This window comes from Pseudoxanthomonas sp. SGT-18 (assembly GCF_003931645.1).
Classification (GTDB): domain Bacteria; phylum Pseudomonadota; class Gammaproteobacteria; order Xanthomonadales; family Xanthomonadaceae; genus Pseudoxanthomonas.
This window is the reverse complement of the sequence record NZ_RRYJ01000001.1, coordinates 539,088-556,343: the sequence shown is the minus strand read 5'-3', so window position 1 is coordinate 556,343 and position 17,256 is coordinate 539,088. Positions and strand designations below refer to the sequence as shown.

Sequence of the window (17,256 nt, the reverse complement as noted above, 5' to 3'; positions counted from 1 at the left end):
CCGCCAGGCGATGGCTTCAACGCGGCCTCCGCGCCCGTCGCGCAGCCGTTCAGCGGCGCGGTGGCCGGGAACGCCAGGGACGCGGTATGGTCGCCGACAGGGGAGGACTCAGCGTGACCCGATGGCCGCCCCCCGCGGCCGGAGAGAATGCAATGGTGAAGGAAAACCCTCGGCAGCCCGCACCCCAACGGGCAGGACTGCAGCAACGCCTTCACGATTTCGGGAAGGCGTACCGCAAGGCAAGGCAATGGCGTTCCCCCCCCGTCACCGCGCTGCTGGCGGCATGGCGATTCGCGCTGACGGGTGACAGTGGCCGTTTCGTGTCGCACGACGGGGCGCGGCTGTCGCGGATTTATCGCGGCGAGGACTGAAGCGCTCCGTTCCCGACCGGCAGCCACGCCGGCTCACCACGTCGTCCGACGCTGCACGCGGCCGGGACGGGCGTTCTCGTCCCTGCGCCGCGCGTGCCGGCTTCCGCGCACCGGCGTGGTGCGGCAGCCTCCCTTTTTCCGTGCTCAGCGGCGGTAGACGTCGTCGCTGGTCCTGTTGGCCTGGATCGTGCGCACCGACTGCGTGCTGCGCACGTCGCCGCATTCGCTGCAGGCACGGGTGACCACGACCTGGTAACGCTCCTCGGTCCAGCTCTCCTTGCGCACCAGGGTCTTGCCTTCGTTGGGGCCGGAGATCGAGCGCCCCACCACCGACTCGCGCCGGCGCGGCGTGGCCGCGACCAGGGTTTCCTCGCGGCCGGTCTCGGATACCGCGTACGGCGCGCCGCAGGCCGCGCAGCGCGCGTCCGCGGCCAGCCAGGCCTCCATCGGCAGCCGTCCGGCGTACCAGGCGAACGGCGCCGCACCGGCGATGAACACGTAGCGCAGCACCGGGTAATCGCGCGCCAGCCAGAACCACAGGATGGCGGCGACCGCGATCACCGCCATCGTCCCGGCGACCAGGCCGTAGGCGTGGATCCGGTTCCTGTGGGCCACCTGTTCGGCGCTCAGCGCCGCCTCGTCTGCGCTCATCCTCAGCTCCGGGTAGGGGCGTGGGCAACAAAAAAACCCCGTGCGGCGACGGGGTCCAGGGCGACCGGCCTGGCAGGCCGGCGCGGAAGCAATGGTGGGCCGTGTTGGAATCGAACCAACGACCAGCGGATTAAAAGTCCGATGCTCTACCGACTGAGCTAACGGCCCACGGAGCCCGGCCAGGCCGGGGCCGCGCATTTTACCCGATCAGGCGGCTGCTGCGCCTGCCGGCGGCAACGGCGGCGTCCGCCAGCGACGCGCGCCTCAGCCGGCGGCCGCGACGTAGCGGGTCGGATCGGCCACGCCGGCGGCGGCAAAGCCGGCCGCGCGCAGCTGGCAGGCGTCGCAGTGGCCGCAGGCGCGGCCCTGCTCATCGGCGCGGTAGCAGGACACGGTCTGGGCGAAGTCCACGCCCAGGCGCAGGCCCTCGCGCACGATTTCGTCCTTGCCCATGCGGATCAGCGGTGCGTGCACGCGGATGCCCGCGCCTTCCACGCCGGCCTTGGTGGCCAGGTTGGCCAGCCGCTCGAAGGCCGCGACGAACTCCGGGCGGCAGTCCGGGTAGCCGGAATAGTCCACCGCGTTGACGCCGCAGAAGATGTCGGCCGCGCCCAGCACCTCGGCCCAGCCCAGCGCCACCGACAGCATGATGGTGTTGCGCGCCGGCACGTAGGTGACCGGGATGCCCTCGCCGCCGGCCTCCGGCACCTCGATGTCGTCGGTCAGCGCCGAGCCGCCGATGCTGCGCAGGTCGATGGCCACGGTCTTGTGCTCGACCGCGCCCAGGGCGCTGGCCACGCGCGCGGCGGCATCCAGTTCGGAGGTATGGCGCTGGCCATAGCGCACGCTCAACGCGTGCACGGCGAATCCCTGTTCGCGGGCGATGGCCAGGACGACGGCCGAATCCATGCCACCGGAGACGAGGGCGACGGCTTTCTTCATGGGAACTGCTTTGTGTGGGGTGGCCCATTGTAGGGCCGCATCCGGGTCAGCGCCCCGGCTCGTCGTTCCAGAGGATCTTGTGCAGCTGCATCTGGAAGCGCACCGGCAGGCGGTCGGCGACGATCCAGTCGGCCAGGTCGCGCGCCTCCAGCTGGCCCTTGGAGGGCGAGAACAGCACGTCGCAGCGTGCGGCCAGGCCGTGCTCGGCGACCATGTCGCGCGCCCACTCGTAGTCGGCGCGGCCGCACAGCACGAACTTGACCTGGTCGCGCGCGGTCAGCAGCGGGAGGTTCTCCAGGCGGTTGCGCGCCATCTCGGCCGAACCGGGGGTCTTGAGGTCGACTACCCGCGACACCCGCGGGTCGACCCCGGCGATGTCCAGCGCGCCGGAGGTCTCCAGCGAGACGTCGTAGCCGGCGTCGCACAGGCGCCGCAGCAGGTCCAGGCAGCGCTTCTGCGCCAGCGGCTCGCCACCGGTCACGCAGACGTGGCGCACGCCATGGCGGGCGACCTCGGCGAGGATGTCGTCGATCTCCCACCACTGCCCGCCATGGAAGGCGTAGGCGGTATCGCAGTACTGGCAGCGCAGCGGGCAGCCGGTCAGGCGCACGAACACGGTCGGCCAGCCGGCGGCGTTGGCCTCGCCCTGCAGGGACAGGAAGATCTCGGTGATCCGCAGGCGGTTCTGCGGAGTGGGGGTATTCATGGGGCAATTGTAAGCCCACGGGCCCGTGGCCATGGCCGCCGGCGCCGGAACGAAGCGCGGCAAGCGGGCGCAAGCGCGGCATGCGGCGCATGCCGGGGCTGGAAGCGGAATGTGGCGGTCGCCCGCGGGGCGACGCGGATCAGCGCAGCTGGCTGATCTGGATCGAGCGCAGGCGGTCGGCGGCGATCCGCGCGGCATCGCTGCCCGGATACTGCGATTCGACCTGCTGCAGGGTGGCCTGGGCCTGGCGCACCTCGCCTTCGCCGAACTGGGACAGGCCCAGCTTCAGCAGCGCGCCGGGCGCCTTGTCGTGGGTCGGGTAGCGCTCCATCAGGGCGCGGAACTGCTGCCCGGCCAGGGCGTAGTTGCCGGTGGCGTAGTAGCTCTCGCCCAGCCAGTACAGGGCGTTGGGCGCGTAGACACCGGCCGGATGCGTGTCCAGGAAGGCCTGGAAGGCCTCGGCCGAACGGGCGTAGTCACCGGCCTTGAGGGTATTGAACGCGGCCTCGTAAGCGGCGCGCTCGTCGGCACCCAGGGCCAGCGAGCCCGGATCGCCATGGACCCGCGGGGCATCACTGCCGGCGGTGGCCGTCGCGGCCGGGGCAGCCGGTGCGGTGGGCGCGGCGGCGCCGGTGGTGGCGGCCGGCGGTGCGGGCAGTTCCCCGCCTTCCAGGCGGTTGAGGCGGCCGTCCAGGTCCAGGTACTGGTCGCGGCTGCGCTGCTGCATCTGCTGCTGTTCGTACTGCAGCTGTTCCAGCGCCGAGCGCAGTTCCTGCACCTCGCTGCGCAGCTGCGCCAGCTGGTTGAGCAGGTCCTGGGTGGCCTGGGTGTTGTTGGCCTGTGCCTCGAGCCGTGCGACCCGGTCGGCCAGGCTCAGCTTCTGCGCAGACGCGGGCGTGGCGGCCGCGAGGGCCGCCACGACCAGCATCATGCCGATGGCACGAGGGCGAAGCATCGCTTAGCGAGCGGTGTAGACGATCTCGACGCGACGGTTCTGCGCCCAGCAGCTCTCGGTCGACTCGGTGCAGACCGGACGCTCCTCGCCATAGCTCACGACCTCCAGCTGGCTGGCCGAACCGCCGGCCGCCTGCAGGGCGGAGTTGACGGCGTTGCCGCGGCGCTCGCCCAGGCCCTGGTTGTAGGCGCGGCTGCCGCGCTCGTCGGCATGGCCCTGCAGGGTGATGCGCGAGGACGGACGGTCACGCAGGTACTTGGCGTGGCAGGCGACGATGGCCTGGAACTCCGGCTTCAGGGCGTCCTGGTCGAAGTCGAAGTACACGACGCGCTGGCGCAGGCAGGCATCGGTATCCAGGTCTTCCGGACCATAACGGCCGTCGTCGGCGACCGGGGCGGTCGGGGCGGGAGTCGGCGCCGGTTCCGGAGCCGGCTGCTCCTTGACCTTCTTGGAGCAGCCCGCGAGGGCTGCAACGGACAGGAGGGAAACCAGCAGAACGCGGGTGGAACTGTTCATGATCATTTCCTTGTGATGCACAGTGGGTGGTGGTTGAGATAAGCGTGCAACGGGCGAATCTTACAACCGATTTTTAACGCGCGCTGCGGTAGGGCGACCACGCAGGTTCGCGCACGTCGCCGTCGGCCAGGACCAGGCGCTGGCGCACCCGGGCGTCGGCCGAAACTGCGTACAGCACTCCCCGGCCACCCTCGCGCGCGGCGTAGATCAGCATGCTGCCGTTGGGGGCGAAACTCGGAGACTCGTCCAGGGAGCCGGTGGAGATGGTGCTCCAGCGGGGCGCGCCCAGGCTGGAGTCCATCAGTGCGATGCGGTAGGTGTTGCCCGAGCCCTGGGCGACCGCGATCTTCTTGCCGTCCGGCGAGATGGTCGCGGTGGCGTTGTAGTTGCCCTGGAAGGTCACCCGGGTGGCGGCGCCGCCGCTGGACGGCACCTGGTAGATCTGCGGGCGGCCGCCGCGGTCGGAGGTGAAGTAGATGGTGGAACCGTCGGCGCTCCAGGTCGGCTCGGTATCGATGCCGAAGTGGTTGGTCAGCTGGGTCAGCTGCTTGCTGGCCAGGTCCATCACGTAGATCTCGGGGTTGCCGCTGCGCGACAGCGACAGGGCCAGCTTGCGCCCGTCCGGCGAGAACGACGGCGCGCTGTTGATGCCGCGGAAGCTGGAGACCAGCTCGCGCGCACCGGTGGCGATGTCCTGGATGTAGATGGAGGAGTTGCCGCGCTCGAAGCTGACGTAGGCCAGCTTGCGCCCGTCCGGGCTCCACGCCGGCGACAGCAGCGGCTCGGCCGAGCGCACCACCACCTGCGGGTTCCAGCCGTCGGAGTCGGCCACCACCAGCGCGTAGCGCATCGCGCCGCCGGTGCCGCTGGCGGTGACGTAGGCGATGCGGGTCCAGAACGCGCCGCGCACGCCGAGGATCTTCTCGTAGATCGCGTCGGCCATCTGGTGGGCGACGTCGCGCATGGCGCTGGCGCGCGCGGTCATCGCCAGGCCCAGCAGGCGCTCGGAACGGGCCACGTCGAACAGCTCGTACTCGACGCGGTAGCCACCCTCGCCGGCGTCCAGCACGCGGCCGACCACCAGGTAGTCCTGCTTGAGCTGGCGCCAGGTGGGGTACTGGATCTCGCCGCCGCGGGTCGGGCGCTCGACCATCTGCTCCACCGGCAGGGTGCGGAACTGGCCCGAGCGCGCCAGGTCGTCGCGCACCACCTTGGCCACGTCGGTCTGCGGCGGGGTGCCGCCGCCCTCGTACGGCATCGGCACCACTGCGATCGGCAGCGCCGAGGCGTTGCCGCCGATGATGTCGATCTCCAGGCCCTGCTGCTGGGCGGTCGCCAGGCCCGGCACGACCAGGCAGACAAGCAGGAAGAACCAGCGCAGGGATGCTTTCATGGGCAGGGCTTGGACACTCTTGGGGGACGCTAGGGATACCAGCGGTGGCGTGAACATATTCGCAATCATGAACGAAAACCGCGTGAACACCCAGCCAACGGCCTGAACCGTCCGCGGCCGCCGCCGGCGGGCACGACCCCGCGACCGGGGGCTTCCCTGGCTACGGAGCGCGGCGGCCGGCAAAGACCGCCATGGAAGGAAGAAGTTCCCACGTCCGCCTCAGCGGTCCCGGGCCTCGAAGTTCAGGATCAGGGTGCGCTGGAACACCGATTCGAAGCCGCGGTAGGGCAGCGGCTGGGCGCGCAGGACGGCCGCCTCCAGCGAGCGCTGGCCGGCCTCGTCGTAGGGGCAGCCGGGCTGCACCTTCACGTCGATCACCTCGCCACCGGGCAGCTGGCGGATCTGCACCCGGCAGCGCTGGCCCAGGGGCACGGTGTCCGGGCGGATCCACTGGTTGGTCACCGCCTGCTGGATCGCGGCGGCGTACTTGGCGGTCAGGTCCTCGCTGGTGCCGCCCTGCCCCGGCGAGCCCTGGCTGGCCTGGGCAGGCGCGGACTGGCGCTGCTGGACCTGCTGCAGCTGGCGCAGGCGCTGCTCGGCGCGCTCGGCCTCGCGCGCGGCCTGCTCGCGCTGGCGGCGGATCTCGGCCAGCTTCTTCTGGCGCTCGGCCTCCTCGGCCTGGGCGGCCAGGCGGCGCTGGTTCTCGGCTTCCTTCTGCCGCTGCTGTTCGGTCAGGTCGATCTGCTGCTGGCGGCGGCGCTCTTCCTGTTCCTTCTCGGCCTTTTCCTTGGCGATCGCGTCGCGGCGGGCCTCGTCCTGGTCGACGGTGTCCGGCTGCGGGATGAAGTCCTGGGCCTTCTGCTGCGGCTGCACCGTGGCGTCCTGCGGACGCGGCTCGGGCAGCGGCTGCGGCGGTGGCACGGTTTCCTCGGGCGCGGTCTCGGCCACCGGCTCCGGCAGCGGCTCCGGCTTGGGCGCTTCCTCGGCGCGGCGCTGGGCCGCGGCCAGGTCGGCCGGGCTCATCACCAGCGAGGCCTCGATCGCCGGGGAACCGGCCGCCGGCTCCACCTTGCGCTGTGGCGACCACCACCAGGCCAGCCAGAACAGCAGGGCCACGCCGATGTGCAGGGCAAGCGCCAGCAGCAGCGGGCCGGCAAGGCCGCTCTCGCGGTCTTCGGGGCGATGGTAGAAGGCGTCGGCGTGCATGCTCACCTGCGGGCCGGCCTCAGCGACCGCCCGGCTGGCTCATCAGGCTCACCCGCGGCACGCCGGCGGCCTGCACCAGGACCATGGTGTCCATCACCTTCTGGTACTCCACCCCGCCCGGGGCGGCGACGAACACCGGCAAGTCCTTGTTCTGGGCCACGAACGCCGCCAGCCGCGCGCTCAGCTCGGTGGCGTCGATCGGCTGCGCCTTGCCGCCTTCCAGGGTCAGGAAGTAGCGGCCCTCGGCGTCCACGGTGACGATCACCGGGTCCTTCTTGCTGTCCACCGAGCGGGCGTTGGACTTGGGCAGGTCCACGTCCACGCTCAGGCTCAGCAGCGGGGCGGTGACCATGAAGATGATCAGCAGCACCAGCATCACGTCGATGTAGGGAACGACGTTGATCTCGGACTTGAGCTTGCGGCGCTTGTGCCGGGCGAATGTGCTCATGGCGTGCTCCCGTCGGGGCGGCGGCTCATTCGTCGCCGCCGGCCTGGCGCTGCAGGATCGAACTGAACTCGTCGGCGAAGCTCTCGTAGCGCTGCGACAGGCGCTCGACCCGGGTGGTGTAGCGGTTGTAGGCCCACACCGCGGGGATGGCCACGAACAGGCCGATGGCGGTGGCGAACAGCGCCTCGGAAATGCCCGGCGCCACCGAGGCGATGCCGACCTGCTGGCCCTGGCTGACCATGTCGTGCATGGTCACCATGATGCCGAACACGGTGCCGACCAGGCCCACGTACGGGGCGGTGGAGCCGATGTTGGCCAGCAGCTCCAGGTTGCGCTCCAGCTGGCCGACCTCGCGGGTGAAGGCCACGCGCATGGCGCGCTGCGCGCCCTCGAGCTGGGCGCGGCCGTCGTGGCGGCGCTTGTCGCGCAGGCGCGCGAACTCGCGGAAACCCGCCTCGAAGATCGCCTCCAGGCCCACGACCACGCGGTTGCGGTCGGTCGCCGCGGCGTACAGCTTGCCGAGGTCGGCGCCGGACCAGAACCGGTTCTCGAACTCGTCCGCTTCCTGGTCGGCGCGCTTGAACGCGCCCAGCTTGCGGAAAATGATCACCCAGCTGATCAGCGAACCGGCCAGCAGCAGCAGCACGATCAGCTTGACCGGCAGGCTCGCCCGCAGCATCAGGTCCAGGTAGTTGATGCCGCCATGGGCGGCGGTGGCCGCCGCCTCGGTGGCCGCCGCGGCCGCGTCCGGCGGCAGTGCCTCCACCACGGTGGCCAGCAGGGCCAGGCTCGATCCGATCATCCTTTGTTCCTCAATGGCTTCGTCTTGGTGCAATGCCAGCGGGGCGATGGCCCCGCCGCGGGCGATACGGTCAGCGCATCGGACCGGCCTGCAGCGTCCGGAGTTCCTCGTACAGCGCCGGGTCCATCGGGCAGGGCCGGAAATCGGCCGCGCGCAGGGACGCCACCTTGACCTCGGCCTCCAGCAGGGTCTCCTCCCCGCGCAGGATGCGCTGGGAGAACACCACGCTGGCGCGGCCGAGCCGGGACACTTCCGCGGTTACCTCGAGCAGGTCGTCCAGCCGCGCCGGGCGCAGGAAGTCCAGCCGCATCGAGTGGACCGCGAATACCCGTCCGGCCGCCTGCAGGGCGTGCTGGCCACGGCCCATGGCGCGCAACGCGTCGCTGCGCGCGCGCTCCAGGAAGGCCACGTAGCGGGCGTGGTAGACCACGCCACCGGCGTCGGTATCTTCCCAGTAAACCCGTATCGGAATGCTGAACATCGGCAGGGGAGGCAGCGTCCAAGCGCGAAAGCATGACGCTTCCGCGCCCCTTCGGCCAGCCCCTGCGTCACTGGCGCATCGCCATCGATCCGCACCACGGGCCCATCAGCCCGCCGCCCTGCCCGGCCAGCCGCCAGCACAAATCCCAGCCCGGCAAACCCGGCCGGAGCCATGCCCCAGCGCCCCACTCGCCGGCATGGCAGGAGCCGCGGCGGGACGGACGGAGGGGGGCAGGCTGCCGGCGCCCCCACCGGCAGCCTGCCTGCCGCCTTCCTCCCCTGGAAAGCCATCCGCCGCCCGTCCCGCCGGGGACCTCACAGCCAGACACAGTCCCAGAAGGGGTAATCCATCAGGTCCGAGGCCAGCCCGGCCTGCAGCGGCGCCACCAGCAGGCGCCGCGCCACCGCCCGCGGGTCCTCGTCGGGCGCCAGCTCGCGCGCCTTGAAGCCCGGTTCCCACAGCGGCCCGGCACGGAACAGGGTCTTGTTGACCTGCACTGCGCTGCAGGACTTCATCCGGCTGACCGCCTTCTCCATCGGCATCTGCTCGCCGCCCTGGACCAGCCACGCCACCCGGTCCGGCAGCAGCACCCAGGCCAGCAGTCGGGCATCGCCCAGCGCCGCCGGGTCGCGGAAGGCGCGCACGGCCGTCCAGGCCACGTGGAAGTCGGCAAAGCAGGCGTATCGGCCACGGGTCACCACGGACACGTGGAAGACACCGCCTTGCAGCGGAACGTCGGACCCCTCCTCCACCAGGATGCCGGGGCCGGGATTGGCGACTGGCATGTCCATGCGCCGAGATTGGCGCGCCGACAGGCCCGAAAAAAGCGGGAAAATCCGCGCCATCAAGTAGGAATCCGCCGATCATCGACTTTCGGATGAGGGCACGGCGGCGGCCGGCGCCGCGGACCGGCGACGCATGTCCGCGCCAGCCGATCCGAGGGTGCCTGGCCGGACCGGTACGGCTGCGCGCGCAGTGGCCGCGGCAGCCGGGCGGTGCCTCCGGTGGCCGGGCGCGATCTGCCGCGACCAAGGCAGCCGGCGCGGCCAGCCGCCGGCCACCGGCCTACGGTCGCCGCCGCACCACGGCGACAACCCGGGCCGGCCCGCACGGATGGCGGGGCGTCGGGTACTCAGTCCTTGGTGACGCGGTTGATCTCGGCCAGGCTGGTGATGCCCTGGCGGACCTTGAGCAGGGCCGACTGGCGCAGGTCGCGCACGCCGGCCTTCTGCGCCACCTCGGCGATCTGCATGGCGTTGCCGCCGGCCAGGACGATGGCCTGGATCTCCTCGCTCATCGGCATCACCTGGTAGATGCCGACGCGGCCCTTGTAGCCCTCGGTGCACTCCTCGCAGCCCACCGGCTCGTACACGGTGAAGCCCTCGCGGATCTCCTCCGGGGTGAAGCCCTCGGCCAGCAGGGCGTGCTCGGGCAGGTCCACCGGGCGCTTGCACTTGGAGCACAGCCGGCGCGCCAGGCGCTGGGCGATCACCAGGGTCACCGACGAGGTGATGTTGTAGGGCGCGATGCCCATGTTCATCAGGCGCGCGATGGTCTGCGGCGCGTCGTTGGTGTGCAGGGTCGACAGCACCATGTGGCCGGTCTGCGCGGCCTTGATCGCGATCTCGGCGGTCTCCAGGTCGCGGATCTCGCCGACCATGATCACGTCCGGGTCCTGGCGCAGGAAGCTGCGCAGGGCCGCGGCGAAGGTCATGCCGCGCTTGTTGTTCTGCTGCACCTGGTTGACGCCGGGCAGGCGGATTTCGACCGGGTCCTCGGCGGTGGAGATGTTGCGGGTCTCGTCGTTGAGGATGCCCAGCGCGGTGTACAGCGACACCGTCTTGCCCGAGCCGGTCGGGCCGGTGACCAGGACCATGCCGTAGGGCTTGTGGATCGCGTCCAGGAACAGCTTCTGCTGCTCCGACTCGTAGCCGAGCTTGTCGATGCCCAGCTTGGCCGCGCTGCCGTCGAGGATACGCAGCACCACCTTCTCGCCGAACAGGGTCGGCAGGGTGCTGACACGGAAGTCCACCTGCTTGGTCTTCGACAGGTTGAGCTTGATGCGGCCGTCCTGCGGCACGCGCTTCTCGGCGATGTCCAGCTGCGCCATGACCTTCAGGCGCGCGGCGATGCGCTGGTTGAGCTTGACCGGGGCCCGCGCCACGGTCTTGAGCAGGCCGTCGATGCGCAGGCGCACGCGGTAGTCGGTTTCGTAGGGCTCGAAGTGGATGTCCGAGGCGCCGCGGCGGATGGCGTCAACCAGGACCTTGTTGACGAACTTGACCACCGGCGTGTCGTCGCCCTTGGCGTCGACGCCCGATTCGCCGATCCCGTCCTCGTCGCCCGCGCCGACCTCGAGGTTCTCCAGGCCCTCGTCGTCCTCGCCCAGGCCGCTGTCCAGCTGGGCGCTGGCGTTCTGCCACTGCTCCAGGGTGCGGCGGATCTGGTCCTCGTCGACCAGGATCGGCTCGACCGCCAGGTTGGTATGGAACTGGATCTCGGCCAGCGCGCCGGTCTGGGTGGGGTTGCTGACGCCCACGAACAGCTTGCTGCCGCGCTTGAACAGCGGCAGCACGTGGTGCTTCTGCACCAGCTCCTCGCTGACCAGCTTCATCGCGTTCTGCGACGGGTCGAAGGCGGAGGTATCGAGCAGCGGGATGCCGAACTCGATGGAGTTGGCGGCCGCCAGCTGGGCCGGGGTGACCAACCTCTTCTCGGCAATGAACTGGGCCAGCGGCACCTTGGCCTCGGCGGCCTGGGCCATGGCGGCGCGGGCGGCCGCCTCGTCCATGGCTCCGTCCTGGACCAGGCGACGGGCAATACCCGTGATTCCGACAAGATTGGCGGACATCGCATTCATATGGAGGTGGCTTTCCCCTTGGCCATGGAAAGAGTACTGCAAAACCCCGGCCGATCCGCCGGCGATCACCGCCGGACGACCGGACCCAGCGCGTTCCGTCCCTCCCCGACAGGCATTACGATAGCGCCGGGGATCCCGGGGAAACCAGCTTGAACAGCCTGAGCATCATCCTTCCGGCCAAGAACGAGGCCGAGGGCCTGCGCCGCACGCTTCCGGCCATCCGGGAGCTGTTCCCGCAGGCTTAGCCACGACGTGTGGATCGCGGAGCCCGAAAGACGTCCACACGTGTCATCTGCGGTAGTGGCGTAGCCGCCCCCAACAAGAAACTATCGGAAGACGCGCCCGTCTCCGCACGAATGCCTGACAAGCAGCCAGACTTGAAGACATGCTGCGATAGTCACATCGAAGATTGCCGGCCCAGATGGCCCGCGAAATGCTCGCAGCTTCAGACGTGGTGTGATGAGGTCTTCAGGCGCCCGACCCCAAGCCAGTCAAGAGTCGAAAGCCTTCTGAAGAACCAGACTGCGGGAGCTGTAGTTACGCTCGGCGCGAGCAGACAAGTTCGCCCCTGCAAATGTTCAAGAAGCGCCAGACCGGTAGCGCGTAGCTATCGCAGGGACCGATACCGCGATTCCCAGAAGCAGGAGCGCCTGGAGTTAACCGGATTAGTCGCCGGTTGTGCACCCATCAGGGTAAAGGTGTGCGGGGATTTCGGGGTCAACCTTGCAAGACCACTCCCCATCCTCGGCGCGCGCCAGCTCGATGGTCTTGCCCGCCACCTTGGGATTGCCCTTGAGCCTGCAGCGGATGAATCCCGTGGCGCCCGATTCCATGGAGAGGTCACAGCGCGCGGTGCTGTCAGGCAGACCGATATCGGCAAGATCGAAGGTTTCCACGCTTTCGACCAGCACATGCGCCTCGAAAGCATTTAGCCCCCCTCGAATTTCGGACAGACCAGCCGTCAACTGGCTCTTGGCGACATAATTCTGGTAAGCGGGTAACGCGATGGCGGCCAGGATGGCGATGATCGCCACGACGATCATCAGCTCGATCAGAGTGAATCCTCGATGCCCGCGCATGTCCCCCTCCATGCCACATTGCGAAGCCCCCAAAGAAGGGGGCGATGACGCCCCCTTCTAATGGATAATTAGCCGTTTTCGTTCGACTCCGGGGCAGCCTTGCAACCGGCCGGCCAGAACTTCTCGTCCAGCTCCCCGTCAATGACGCAGTCCCAAGCCCCCTCCTCGGTGCGAACCAGCTTGATCGTCTCGTCAACGACCTTGGGGTTGCCCTTCAGTTTACACGCGATGCTCTGGCCCCCCTCCTTATCTTCGATGTTGCCACCTGCAGTGATGGCACACCGCGCAGTGCTCGAAGCCAGACCAAGGTCATCCAGATCAGGCGTGCCAGTCTTGGTACCAGACTGGATGAGCTCTTCGTAAGCGGTCACACCACCGCGGATGTCGGCCAGGCCAGCGGTGACCTGCGACTTGGCGACGTAGTTCTGGTAGGCCGGCAGCGCGATGGCGGCCAGGATGGCGATGATCGCCACGACGATCATCAGTTCGATCAGGGTAAAGCCCTGCTGCTTCTTCATGTTGATTCCCCTAGAACGGTTGTTGGCGGGCGCGGAACCTCCCGTGCCCTTCAAGCGAGCCCGTGATCGACGACCACGTATCTGTCCCCACGCAGGTTACGTGCCAACTCCCCCACGCGACGCCCGCGGCGGCATCTTACCAATCTTGCGCGGCAACACCGAGCCCTGGCCGTCCCCAATGCGTGATCCGCACCACAAACCTGCTCCATGGCGCATTTGGCAAAAAGTGACGTTTCGCGTCACCTGAAGGTACGGTGCAGACGCCCCACCCCCTCGATCAGCGGCTATCCGGCCCGGAGACCATCGGCGAGGGGGTGGCACGGGTTCCTCCAGGAGGCCGCCCAGGTCAGCCCGGCGGCGGGTGCCTGCCGCCCCAATACCCGCTACCATGCCGGTTCGTGCCGGCATGGGGATGCCGGCTGGGGAGAACAAGCACATGTCCGCAACCCGTTCTGCCGTCAAGTCCGCGCCGGCGGCTCGCTCGACCAGCGAGCTCGCGCAGTTCGTCTGGGAGGGGACCGACAAGCGCGGCGTCAAGATGAAGGGCGAGCAGTCGGCCCGTAACGCCAACATGCTCCGCGCCGAGCTGCGCCGGCAGGGCATCACGCCCACCGTGGTCAAGCCCAAGTCCAAGCCGCTGTTCGGCTCGGCCGGCAAGGCCATCACCCCCAAGGACATCGCCTTCTTCAGCCGCCAGATGGCGACCATGATGAAATCCGGCGTGCCCATCGTCACCGCGCTGGAGATCATCGGCGGCGGCCAGAAGAACCCGCGGATGAAGAACATGGTCGGTGGCATCCGTGCCGATATCGAGGGCGGCTCCTCGCTGCACGAGGCGATCAGCAAGCACCCGGTGCAGTTCGACGAGCTGTACCGCAACCTGGTCCGGGCCGGCGAAGGCGCCGGCGTGCTGGAGACGGTGCTCGACACCATCGCCAACTACAAGGAGAACATCGAGGCCCTGAAGGGCAAGATCAAGAAGGCGATGTTCTACCCGGCGATGACCATCGCCGTGGCCCTCATCGTCAGCGCCATCCTGCTGGTGTTCGTGGTCCCGCAGTTCGAGGAGACCTTCAAGGGCTTCGGCGCCGACCTGCCGGCCTTCACCCAGCTGATCGTCAATGCCTCGCGCTTCATGGTCGCCTACTGGTGGGCCGTGCTGATCGCGGCCGTAGGTGCTATTGGCGCTTTCATCTACGCCTACAAGCGCTCGACCAGCTTCCAGCACTTCCTGGACCGGGTGGTGCTGAAGATCCCGGTGATCGGCGAAATCGTGAACAACAGCGCCATCGCCCGCTTCGCCCGCACCACGGCGGTGACCTTCAAGGCCGGCGTGCCGCTGGTGGAGGCCCTGGACTCGGTCGCCGGCGCTACCGGCAGCTCGGTCTACGAGAAAGCCATCCTACGCATCCGCGACGACGTGGCGGTGGGCTACCCGGTCAACCTGGCCATGAAGCAGACCAACCTGTTCCCGCACATGGTGGTGCAGATGGCGGCCATCGGCGAGGAGGCCGGCGCCCTGGACACCATGCTCTTCAAGGTGGCGGAGTATTATGAGCAGGAGGTCAACAACGCCGTCGACGCGTTGGCCAGCCTGATCGAACCGATGATCATGGTGGTGCTGGGCGTCCTGGTGGGCGGCATGGTCGTCGGCATGTACCTGCCCATCTTCAAGCTCGCTTCCACCATCTGACCAAGACACTCCATGGCGTTCCTGGACCAACAGCCCCTGCTGGGTTATCCGCTCGTTGCCGGCGTGGGGCTGGCGGTCGGCAGCTTCCTCAACGTGGTCATCCTGCGCCTGCCACGCCGGCTGGAGTGGGAGTGGAAGCGCGACGCCCGCGAGATCCTCGGCCAGCCGGAGATCTATGACCCGCCCCCGCCCGGGGTGGTGGTGGAACCTTCCCACGACCCGGTCACCGGCGACCGCCTCAAGTGGTGGGAGAACATCCCGGTCCTGAGCTACCTGCTGCTGCGCGGCCGCTCCCGCTACAGCGGCCAGCGCATCTCGCTGCAGTACCCGCTGGTGGAACTGCTCACCGGCGTGCTGACCGTGCTGTGCGCCTGGCGCTTCGGCTTCGGCTGGCAGGGCTTCGGCGCGATGCTGCTGACCTGGTTCCTGGTCGCGCTGTCAGGCATCGACCTGCGCACCCGCCTGCTGCCGGACCAGCTGACCCTGCCGCTGATGTGGCTGGGCCTGATCGCCAGCCTGGACAACCTCTACATGCCGGCCAAGCCCGCCCTGCTGGGCGCGATCGCCGGCTACGTGTCGCTGTGGAGCGTGTGGTGGCTGTTCAAGCAGCTCACCGGCAAGGAAGGCATGGGCCACGGCGACTTCAAGCTGCTGGCGGCGCTGGGCGCCTGGTGCGGCCTGAAGGGCATCCTGCCGATCATCCTGCTCTCCTCGGTGGTGGGCGCCATCGTCGGCAGCATCTGGCTGGCCTGGAAGGGCCGCGACCGCGCCACCCCGATCCCGTTCGGCCCCTACCTGGCCATCGCTGGCTGGATCTATTTCTTCTGGGGCGATGCGATGATGGGCGCCTACATGCGCCTGGCCGGGCTCGGCTGACCGGCGCCGGCCGCCTCCCGCGGCGGCCGCCCTCGCACCACCCGCCACGCACTTCCACATGAGCAACCTGATCATCGGCCTGACCGGGGGCGTGGCTTCCGGCAAGAGCGAGCTGACCCGGCGCTTCGAGGCGCTGGGCGTGCACGTGGCCGATGCCGACGTGGTCGCGCGCGAGGTGGTGGAACCGGGGCAGCCGGCCCTGGCGGCAATCGTGCGCGAGTTCGGGCCTGGCGTGCTGCAGCCCGATGGGCGCCTGGACCGGCGCCAGCTGCGCGAGCGGATCTTCGCCGACCCGGCCGCGCGGCGGACGCTGGAAGCCATCACCCACCCCGCCATCCGCGCGGCTTTGGAAACCCAGTGCCGCCGGGCCCCGAGCCCCTATGCCATTGCCGCGATCCCGCTGCTGGCCGAAGCCGGCGGCCGCGTTGGCTATCCCTGGCTGGACCGGATCCTGGTGGTGGACGCCCCGGAAGCCGTCCAGCACGCCCGCCTCATGCGCCGCGACGGCGTGGACGAAGCCCTGGCCGGGCGGATGATCGCCGCCCAGGCCTCACGCCAGGAACGGCTGGCGCTGGCCGACGACCTGGTGGTCAACGACGGCGAGCCCTCGCACCTGGACGCGATGGTGGCCGAGCTGCACGCCCGCTACAGCGCCCTGGCCGGGGCAGCCTCCCCCGACGGCAACGCCGACCCGCTCAGGCCGTAACCGGCTCCCACAGCGCGCGGATCGCCGCGATTCCCTGCGCGCCCTGGCGCCGCGCCGCCTCGACGTCGTCCGGCCCCAGGCCGCCGATCGCGTAGATCGGCAGGCCCACGTGCTGGCGCAGTCCGGCGAATCCCTCCCAGCCGATCGGCGAGGCATCCGGATGGGTGGCGGTGGCGCGCACCGGGCCAAGCACGGCGAAATCGCAGCCCAGCGCCTGGGCCGCCCTCAGTTCTTCCTGCGTATGGCAGGACGCGCCCACCGCCTGCCCCGCCGGCAGCGGCCGCTCGCCCAGCAGCCCCAGCTGCTCGCTGCCCAGGTGCACGCCGGTGCCCAGCTCCCGGGCCAGGGCCACGTCGCGGTTGAGCAGCAGCTCGGCGCCGCTGCGCCGGCAACGCTCCAGGGCCGCGCTGGCCAGCTCGCGCCAGGCCGCCGGTTCCAGGCCGGGGGCGCGCAGCTGGACCCGGGTGATCCCCGATTCCAGCGCCGCGTCCAGCGCCGCCAGCCACGCCGGCAGGTCGCCGCCCGGGGCGGGCGTGACCAAGTAAAGCTCCGGCTGGCGCAGCACGCCGACCACCGGCACGTCGGCCGAGGGCATGGAGTAGCGCGGCAGCCGTTCCGGCTCGACCCAGGTCATCGCCTGCCCTTCCCTGCCGCGCGGGGAACCTTTCCAGCGCGCGATCCGGAACACCTCCAGGCGCAGGTGCTTGCTCGGGTACTGCTGCGGCACCTCGATCAGGCGCTCGCCCACCTCGACCTCGATCCCAAGTTCCTCGACCAGTTCGCGCGCCAGGGCTTCCTGCGAAGTCTCGCCGGGCTCGCGCTTGCCGCCGGGGAATTCCCACAGTCCGGCCAGGTCGCTGTCCTTGCCGCGCTGGGTGAGCAGGATGCGGCCGCGGACGTCGGTGATGACGCCGGCCACGACGTGGATCGATCGCAACGGTGCTTCCATGGCCGAAGCTTAACCGGGACGGGGCGGGCTCCGATATCGCACGCCGCCGCCGGCGGAGGGCAAACGCGTGGCGCCGGTAACAGTTCCGGCACTCCGGGCCCGGG

The 17,256-nt window shown here is 69.6% G+C and carries 18 protein-coding genes, 1 tRNA gene and 1 pseudogene; 4 read left to right on the top strand and 16 right to left on the bottom strand.

Annotated elements, in window-relative coordinates; genetic code table 11:
- The first annotated feature begins 152 nt into the window (after window positions 1-152).
- Entirely contained in the window at window positions 153-371 is a 219-nt protein-coding gene (locus EIM47_RS02515; RefSeq protein WP_125076004.1) for a hypothetical protein, read from the top strand.
- A 144-nt stretch (window positions 372-515) separates the two neighbouring features.
- Here EIM47_RS02515 and EIM47_RS02510 read toward each other — a convergent pair whose 3' ends face one another.
- The 15 genes and pseudogenes from EIM47_RS02510 to EIM47_RS02435 form a co-directional block, all read right to left on the bottom strand.
- On the bottom strand, window positions 516-1,022 hold the full coding sequence (locus EIM47_RS02510) for a hypothetical protein (RefSeq protein ID WP_019399248.1): 507 nt from the start codon (window positions 1,020-1,022) through the stop codon (window positions 516-518).
- Window positions 1,023-1,114: 92 nt separating this feature from the next.
- Window positions 1,115-1,190: transfer RNA gene (locus EIM47_RS02505), tRNA-Lys, on the bottom strand.
- A gap of 96 nt (window positions 1,191-1,286) precedes the next feature.
- Window positions 1,287-1,985, bottom strand: a pseudogene (gene queC / locus EIM47_RS02500) (7-cyano-7-deazaguanine synthase QueC); the annotation flags it as partial.
- A gap of 25 nt (window positions 1,986-2,010) precedes the next feature.
- Complete coding sequence (queE, locus tag EIM47_RS02495) at window positions 2,011-2,670, bottom strand: 7-carboxy-7-deazaguanine synthase QueE (protein WP_028915926.1); 660 nt, start codon at window positions 2,668-2,670, stop codon at window positions 2,011-2,013.
- Window positions 2,671-2,809: 139 nt separating this feature from the next.
- Entirely contained in the window at window positions 2,810-3,625 is an 816-nt protein-coding gene (gene ybgF / locus EIM47_RS02490) for a tol-pal system protein YbgF (RefSeq protein ID WP_125076002.1), read from the bottom strand.
- A 3-nt stretch (window positions 3,626-3,628) separates the two neighbouring features.
- Window positions 3,629-4,141, bottom strand: coding sequence for a peptidoglycan-associated lipoprotein Pal (pal, locus tag EIM47_RS02485; RefSeq protein WP_026010651.1), 513 nt, complete (start codon window positions 4,139-4,141; stop codon window positions 3,629-3,631).
- 73 nt (window positions 4,142-4,214) lie between these two features.
- Window positions 4,215-5,534 (bottom strand): Tol-Pal system beta propeller repeat protein TolB, encoded by a 1,320-nt coding sequence (tolB, locus tag EIM47_RS02480; protein ID WP_019399253.1) that lies wholly within the window; start codon window positions 5,532-5,534, stop codon window positions 4,215-4,217.
- Window positions 5,535-5,753: 219 nt separating this feature from the next.
- The gene (gene tolA / locus EIM47_RS02475) at window positions 5,754-6,740 is read right to left on the bottom strand and encodes a cell envelope integrity protein TolA (RefSeq protein ID WP_019399254.1); all 987 of its coding nucleotides are present in this window, start codon (window positions 6,738-6,740) and stop codon (window positions 5,754-5,756) included.
- Between the two features lie 19 nt (window positions 6,741-6,759).
- A complete protein-coding gene (gene tolR / locus EIM47_RS02470; protein ID WP_019399255.1) occupies window positions 6,760-7,188 on the bottom strand; it encodes a protein TolR in 429 nt (142 codons plus the stop codon).
- 25 nt (window positions 7,189-7,213) lie between these two features.
- Window positions 7,214-7,990 carry a protein TolQ gene (tolQ, locus tag EIM47_RS02465; protein WP_028915928.1) on the bottom strand — a complete coding sequence of 259 codons (777 nt, stop codon included), beginning with the start codon at window positions 7,988-7,990 and terminating at the stop codon, window positions 7,214-7,216.
- A 70-nt stretch (window positions 7,991-8,060) separates the two neighbouring features.
- Window positions 8,061-8,471, bottom strand: coding sequence for a tol-pal system-associated acyl-CoA thioesterase (gene ybgC, locus EIM47_RS02460; RefSeq protein ID WP_125076001.1), 411 nt, complete (start codon window positions 8,469-8,471; stop codon window positions 8,061-8,063).
- A 314-nt stretch (window positions 8,472-8,785) separates the two neighbouring features.
- Window positions 8,786-9,262 carry a transposase gene (locus EIM47_RS02455; protein ID WP_125075999.1) on the bottom strand — a complete coding sequence of 159 codons (477 nt, stop codon included), beginning with the start codon at window positions 9,260-9,262 and terminating at the stop codon, window positions 8,786-8,788.
- A gap of 341 nt (window positions 9,263-9,603) precedes the next feature.
- Window positions 9,604-11,331, bottom strand: coding sequence for a type IV-A pilus assembly ATPase PilB (pilB, locus tag EIM47_RS02450; protein ID WP_125075997.1), 1,728 nt, complete (start codon window positions 11,329-11,331; stop codon window positions 9,604-9,606).
- Between the two features lie 665 nt (window positions 11,332-11,996).
- Window positions 11,997-12,410 (bottom strand): pilin, encoded by a 414-nt coding sequence (locus EIM47_RS02440; RefSeq protein WP_125075995.1) that lies wholly within the window; start codon window positions 12,408-12,410, stop codon window positions 11,997-11,999.
- Window positions 12,411-12,478: 68 nt separating this feature from the next.
- The gene (locus EIM47_RS02435; protein WP_125075993.1) at window positions 12,479-12,928 is read right to left on the bottom strand and encodes a pilin; all 450 of its coding nucleotides are present in this window, start codon (window positions 12,926-12,928) and stop codon (window positions 12,479-12,481) included.
- Between the two features lie 436 nt (window positions 12,929-13,364).
- On the opposite strand from EIM47_RS02435, the gene EIM47_RS02430 reads away from it, so the two are divergent.
- The 3 genes from EIM47_RS02430 to coaE are packed head-to-tail and all read left to right on the top strand — an operon-like array spanning window position 13,365 to window position 16,203.
- The gene (locus EIM47_RS02430; RefSeq protein ID WP_125075991.1) at window positions 13,365-14,621 is read left to right on the top strand and encodes a type II secretion system F family protein; all 1,257 of its coding nucleotides are present in this window, start codon (window positions 13,365-13,367) and stop codon (window positions 14,619-14,621) included.
- Window positions 14,622-14,633: 12 nt separating this feature from the next.
- Entirely contained in the window at window positions 14,634-15,497 is an 864-nt protein-coding gene (locus EIM47_RS02425; RefSeq protein ID WP_028915938.1) for an A24 family peptidase, read from the top strand.
- A gap of 58 nt (window positions 15,498-15,555) precedes the next feature.
- Window positions 15,556-16,203, top strand: coding sequence for a dephospho-CoA kinase (coaE, locus tag EIM47_RS02420; protein WP_028915939.1), 648 nt, complete (start codon window positions 15,556-15,558; stop codon window positions 16,201-16,203).
- On the opposite strand, the gene EIM47_RS02415 is transcribed toward coaE, so the two are convergent.
- Window positions 16,193-17,152, bottom strand: a complete 960-nt coding sequence (locus EIM47_RS02415) for a Nudix family hydrolase (protein ID WP_125075990.1) — start codon at window positions 17,150-17,152, stop codon at window positions 16,193-16,195. The genes coaE and EIM47_RS02415 overlap by 11 nt on opposite strands.
- Between the last annotated feature and the right edge of the window lie 104 nt (window positions 17,153-17,256).

Bases quoted from the DNA above. Each gene is read 5' to 3' on its own strand.
- EIM47_RS02515 (WP_125076004.1), top strand. From the start codon at position 153: ATGGTGAAGGAAAACCCTCGGCAGCCCGCACCCCAACGGGCAGGACTG.
- EIM47_RS02510 (WP_019399248.1), bottom strand. From the start codon at position 1,022: ATGAGCGCAGACGAGGCGGCGCTGAGCGCCGAACAGGTGGCCCACAGG.
- queE (WP_028915926.1), bottom strand. From the start codon at position 2,670: ATGAATACCCCCACTCCGCAGAACCGCCTGCGGATCACCGAGATCTTC.
- ybgF (WP_125076002.1), bottom strand. From the start codon at position 3,625: ATGCTTCGCCCTCGTGCCATCGGCATGATGCTGGTCGTGGCGGCCCTC.
- pal (WP_026010651.1), bottom strand. From the start codon at position 4,141: ATGAACAGTTCCACCCGCGTTCTGCTGGTTTCCCTCCTGTCCGTTGCA.
- tolB (WP_019399253.1), bottom strand. From the start codon at position 5,534: ATGAAAGCATCCCTGCGCTGGTTCTTCCTGCTTGTCTGCCTGGTCGTG.
- tolA (WP_019399254.1), bottom strand. From the start codon at position 6,740: ATGCACGCCGACGCCTTCTACCATCGCCCCGAAGACCGCGAGAGCGGC.
- tolR (WP_019399255.1), bottom strand. From the start codon at position 7,188: ATGAGCACATTCGCCCGGCACAAGCGCCGCAAGCTCAAGTCCGAGATC.
- tolQ (WP_028915928.1), bottom strand. From the start codon at position 7,990: ATGATCGGATCGAGCCTGGCCCTGCTGGCCACCGTGGTGGAGGCACTG.
- ybgC (WP_125076001.1), bottom strand. From the start codon at position 8,471: ATGTTCAGCATTCCGATACGGGTTTACTGGGAAGATACCGACGCCGGT.
- EIM47_RS02455 (WP_125075999.1), bottom strand. From the start codon at position 9,262: ATGGACATGCCAGTCGCCAATCCCGGCCCCGGCATCCTGGTGGAGGAG.
- pilB (WP_125075997.1), bottom strand. From the start codon at position 11,331: ATGAATGCGATGTCCGCCAATCTTGTCGGAATCACGGGTATTGCCCGT.
- EIM47_RS02440 (WP_125075995.1), bottom strand. From the start codon at position 12,410: ATGCGCGGGCATCGAGGATTCACTCTGATCGAGCTGATGATCGTCGTG.
- EIM47_RS02435 (WP_125075993.1), bottom strand. From the start codon at position 12,928: ATGAAGAAGCAGCAGGGCTTTACCCTGATCGAACTGATGATCGTCGTG.
- EIM47_RS02430 (WP_125075991.1), top strand. From the start codon at position 13,365: ATGTCCGCAACCCGTTCTGCCGTCAAGTCCGCGCCGGCGGCTCGCTCG.
- EIM47_RS02425 (WP_028915938.1), top strand. From the start codon at position 14,634: ATGGCGTTCCTGGACCAACAGCCCCTGCTGGGTTATCCGCTCGTTGCC.
- coaE (WP_028915939.1), top strand. From the start codon at position 15,556: ATGAGCAACCTGATCATCGGCCTGACCGGGGGCGTGGCTTCCGGCAAG.
- EIM47_RS02415 (WP_125075990.1), bottom strand. From the start codon at position 17,152: ATGGAAGCACCGTTGCGATCGATCCACGTCGTGGCCGGCGTCATCACC.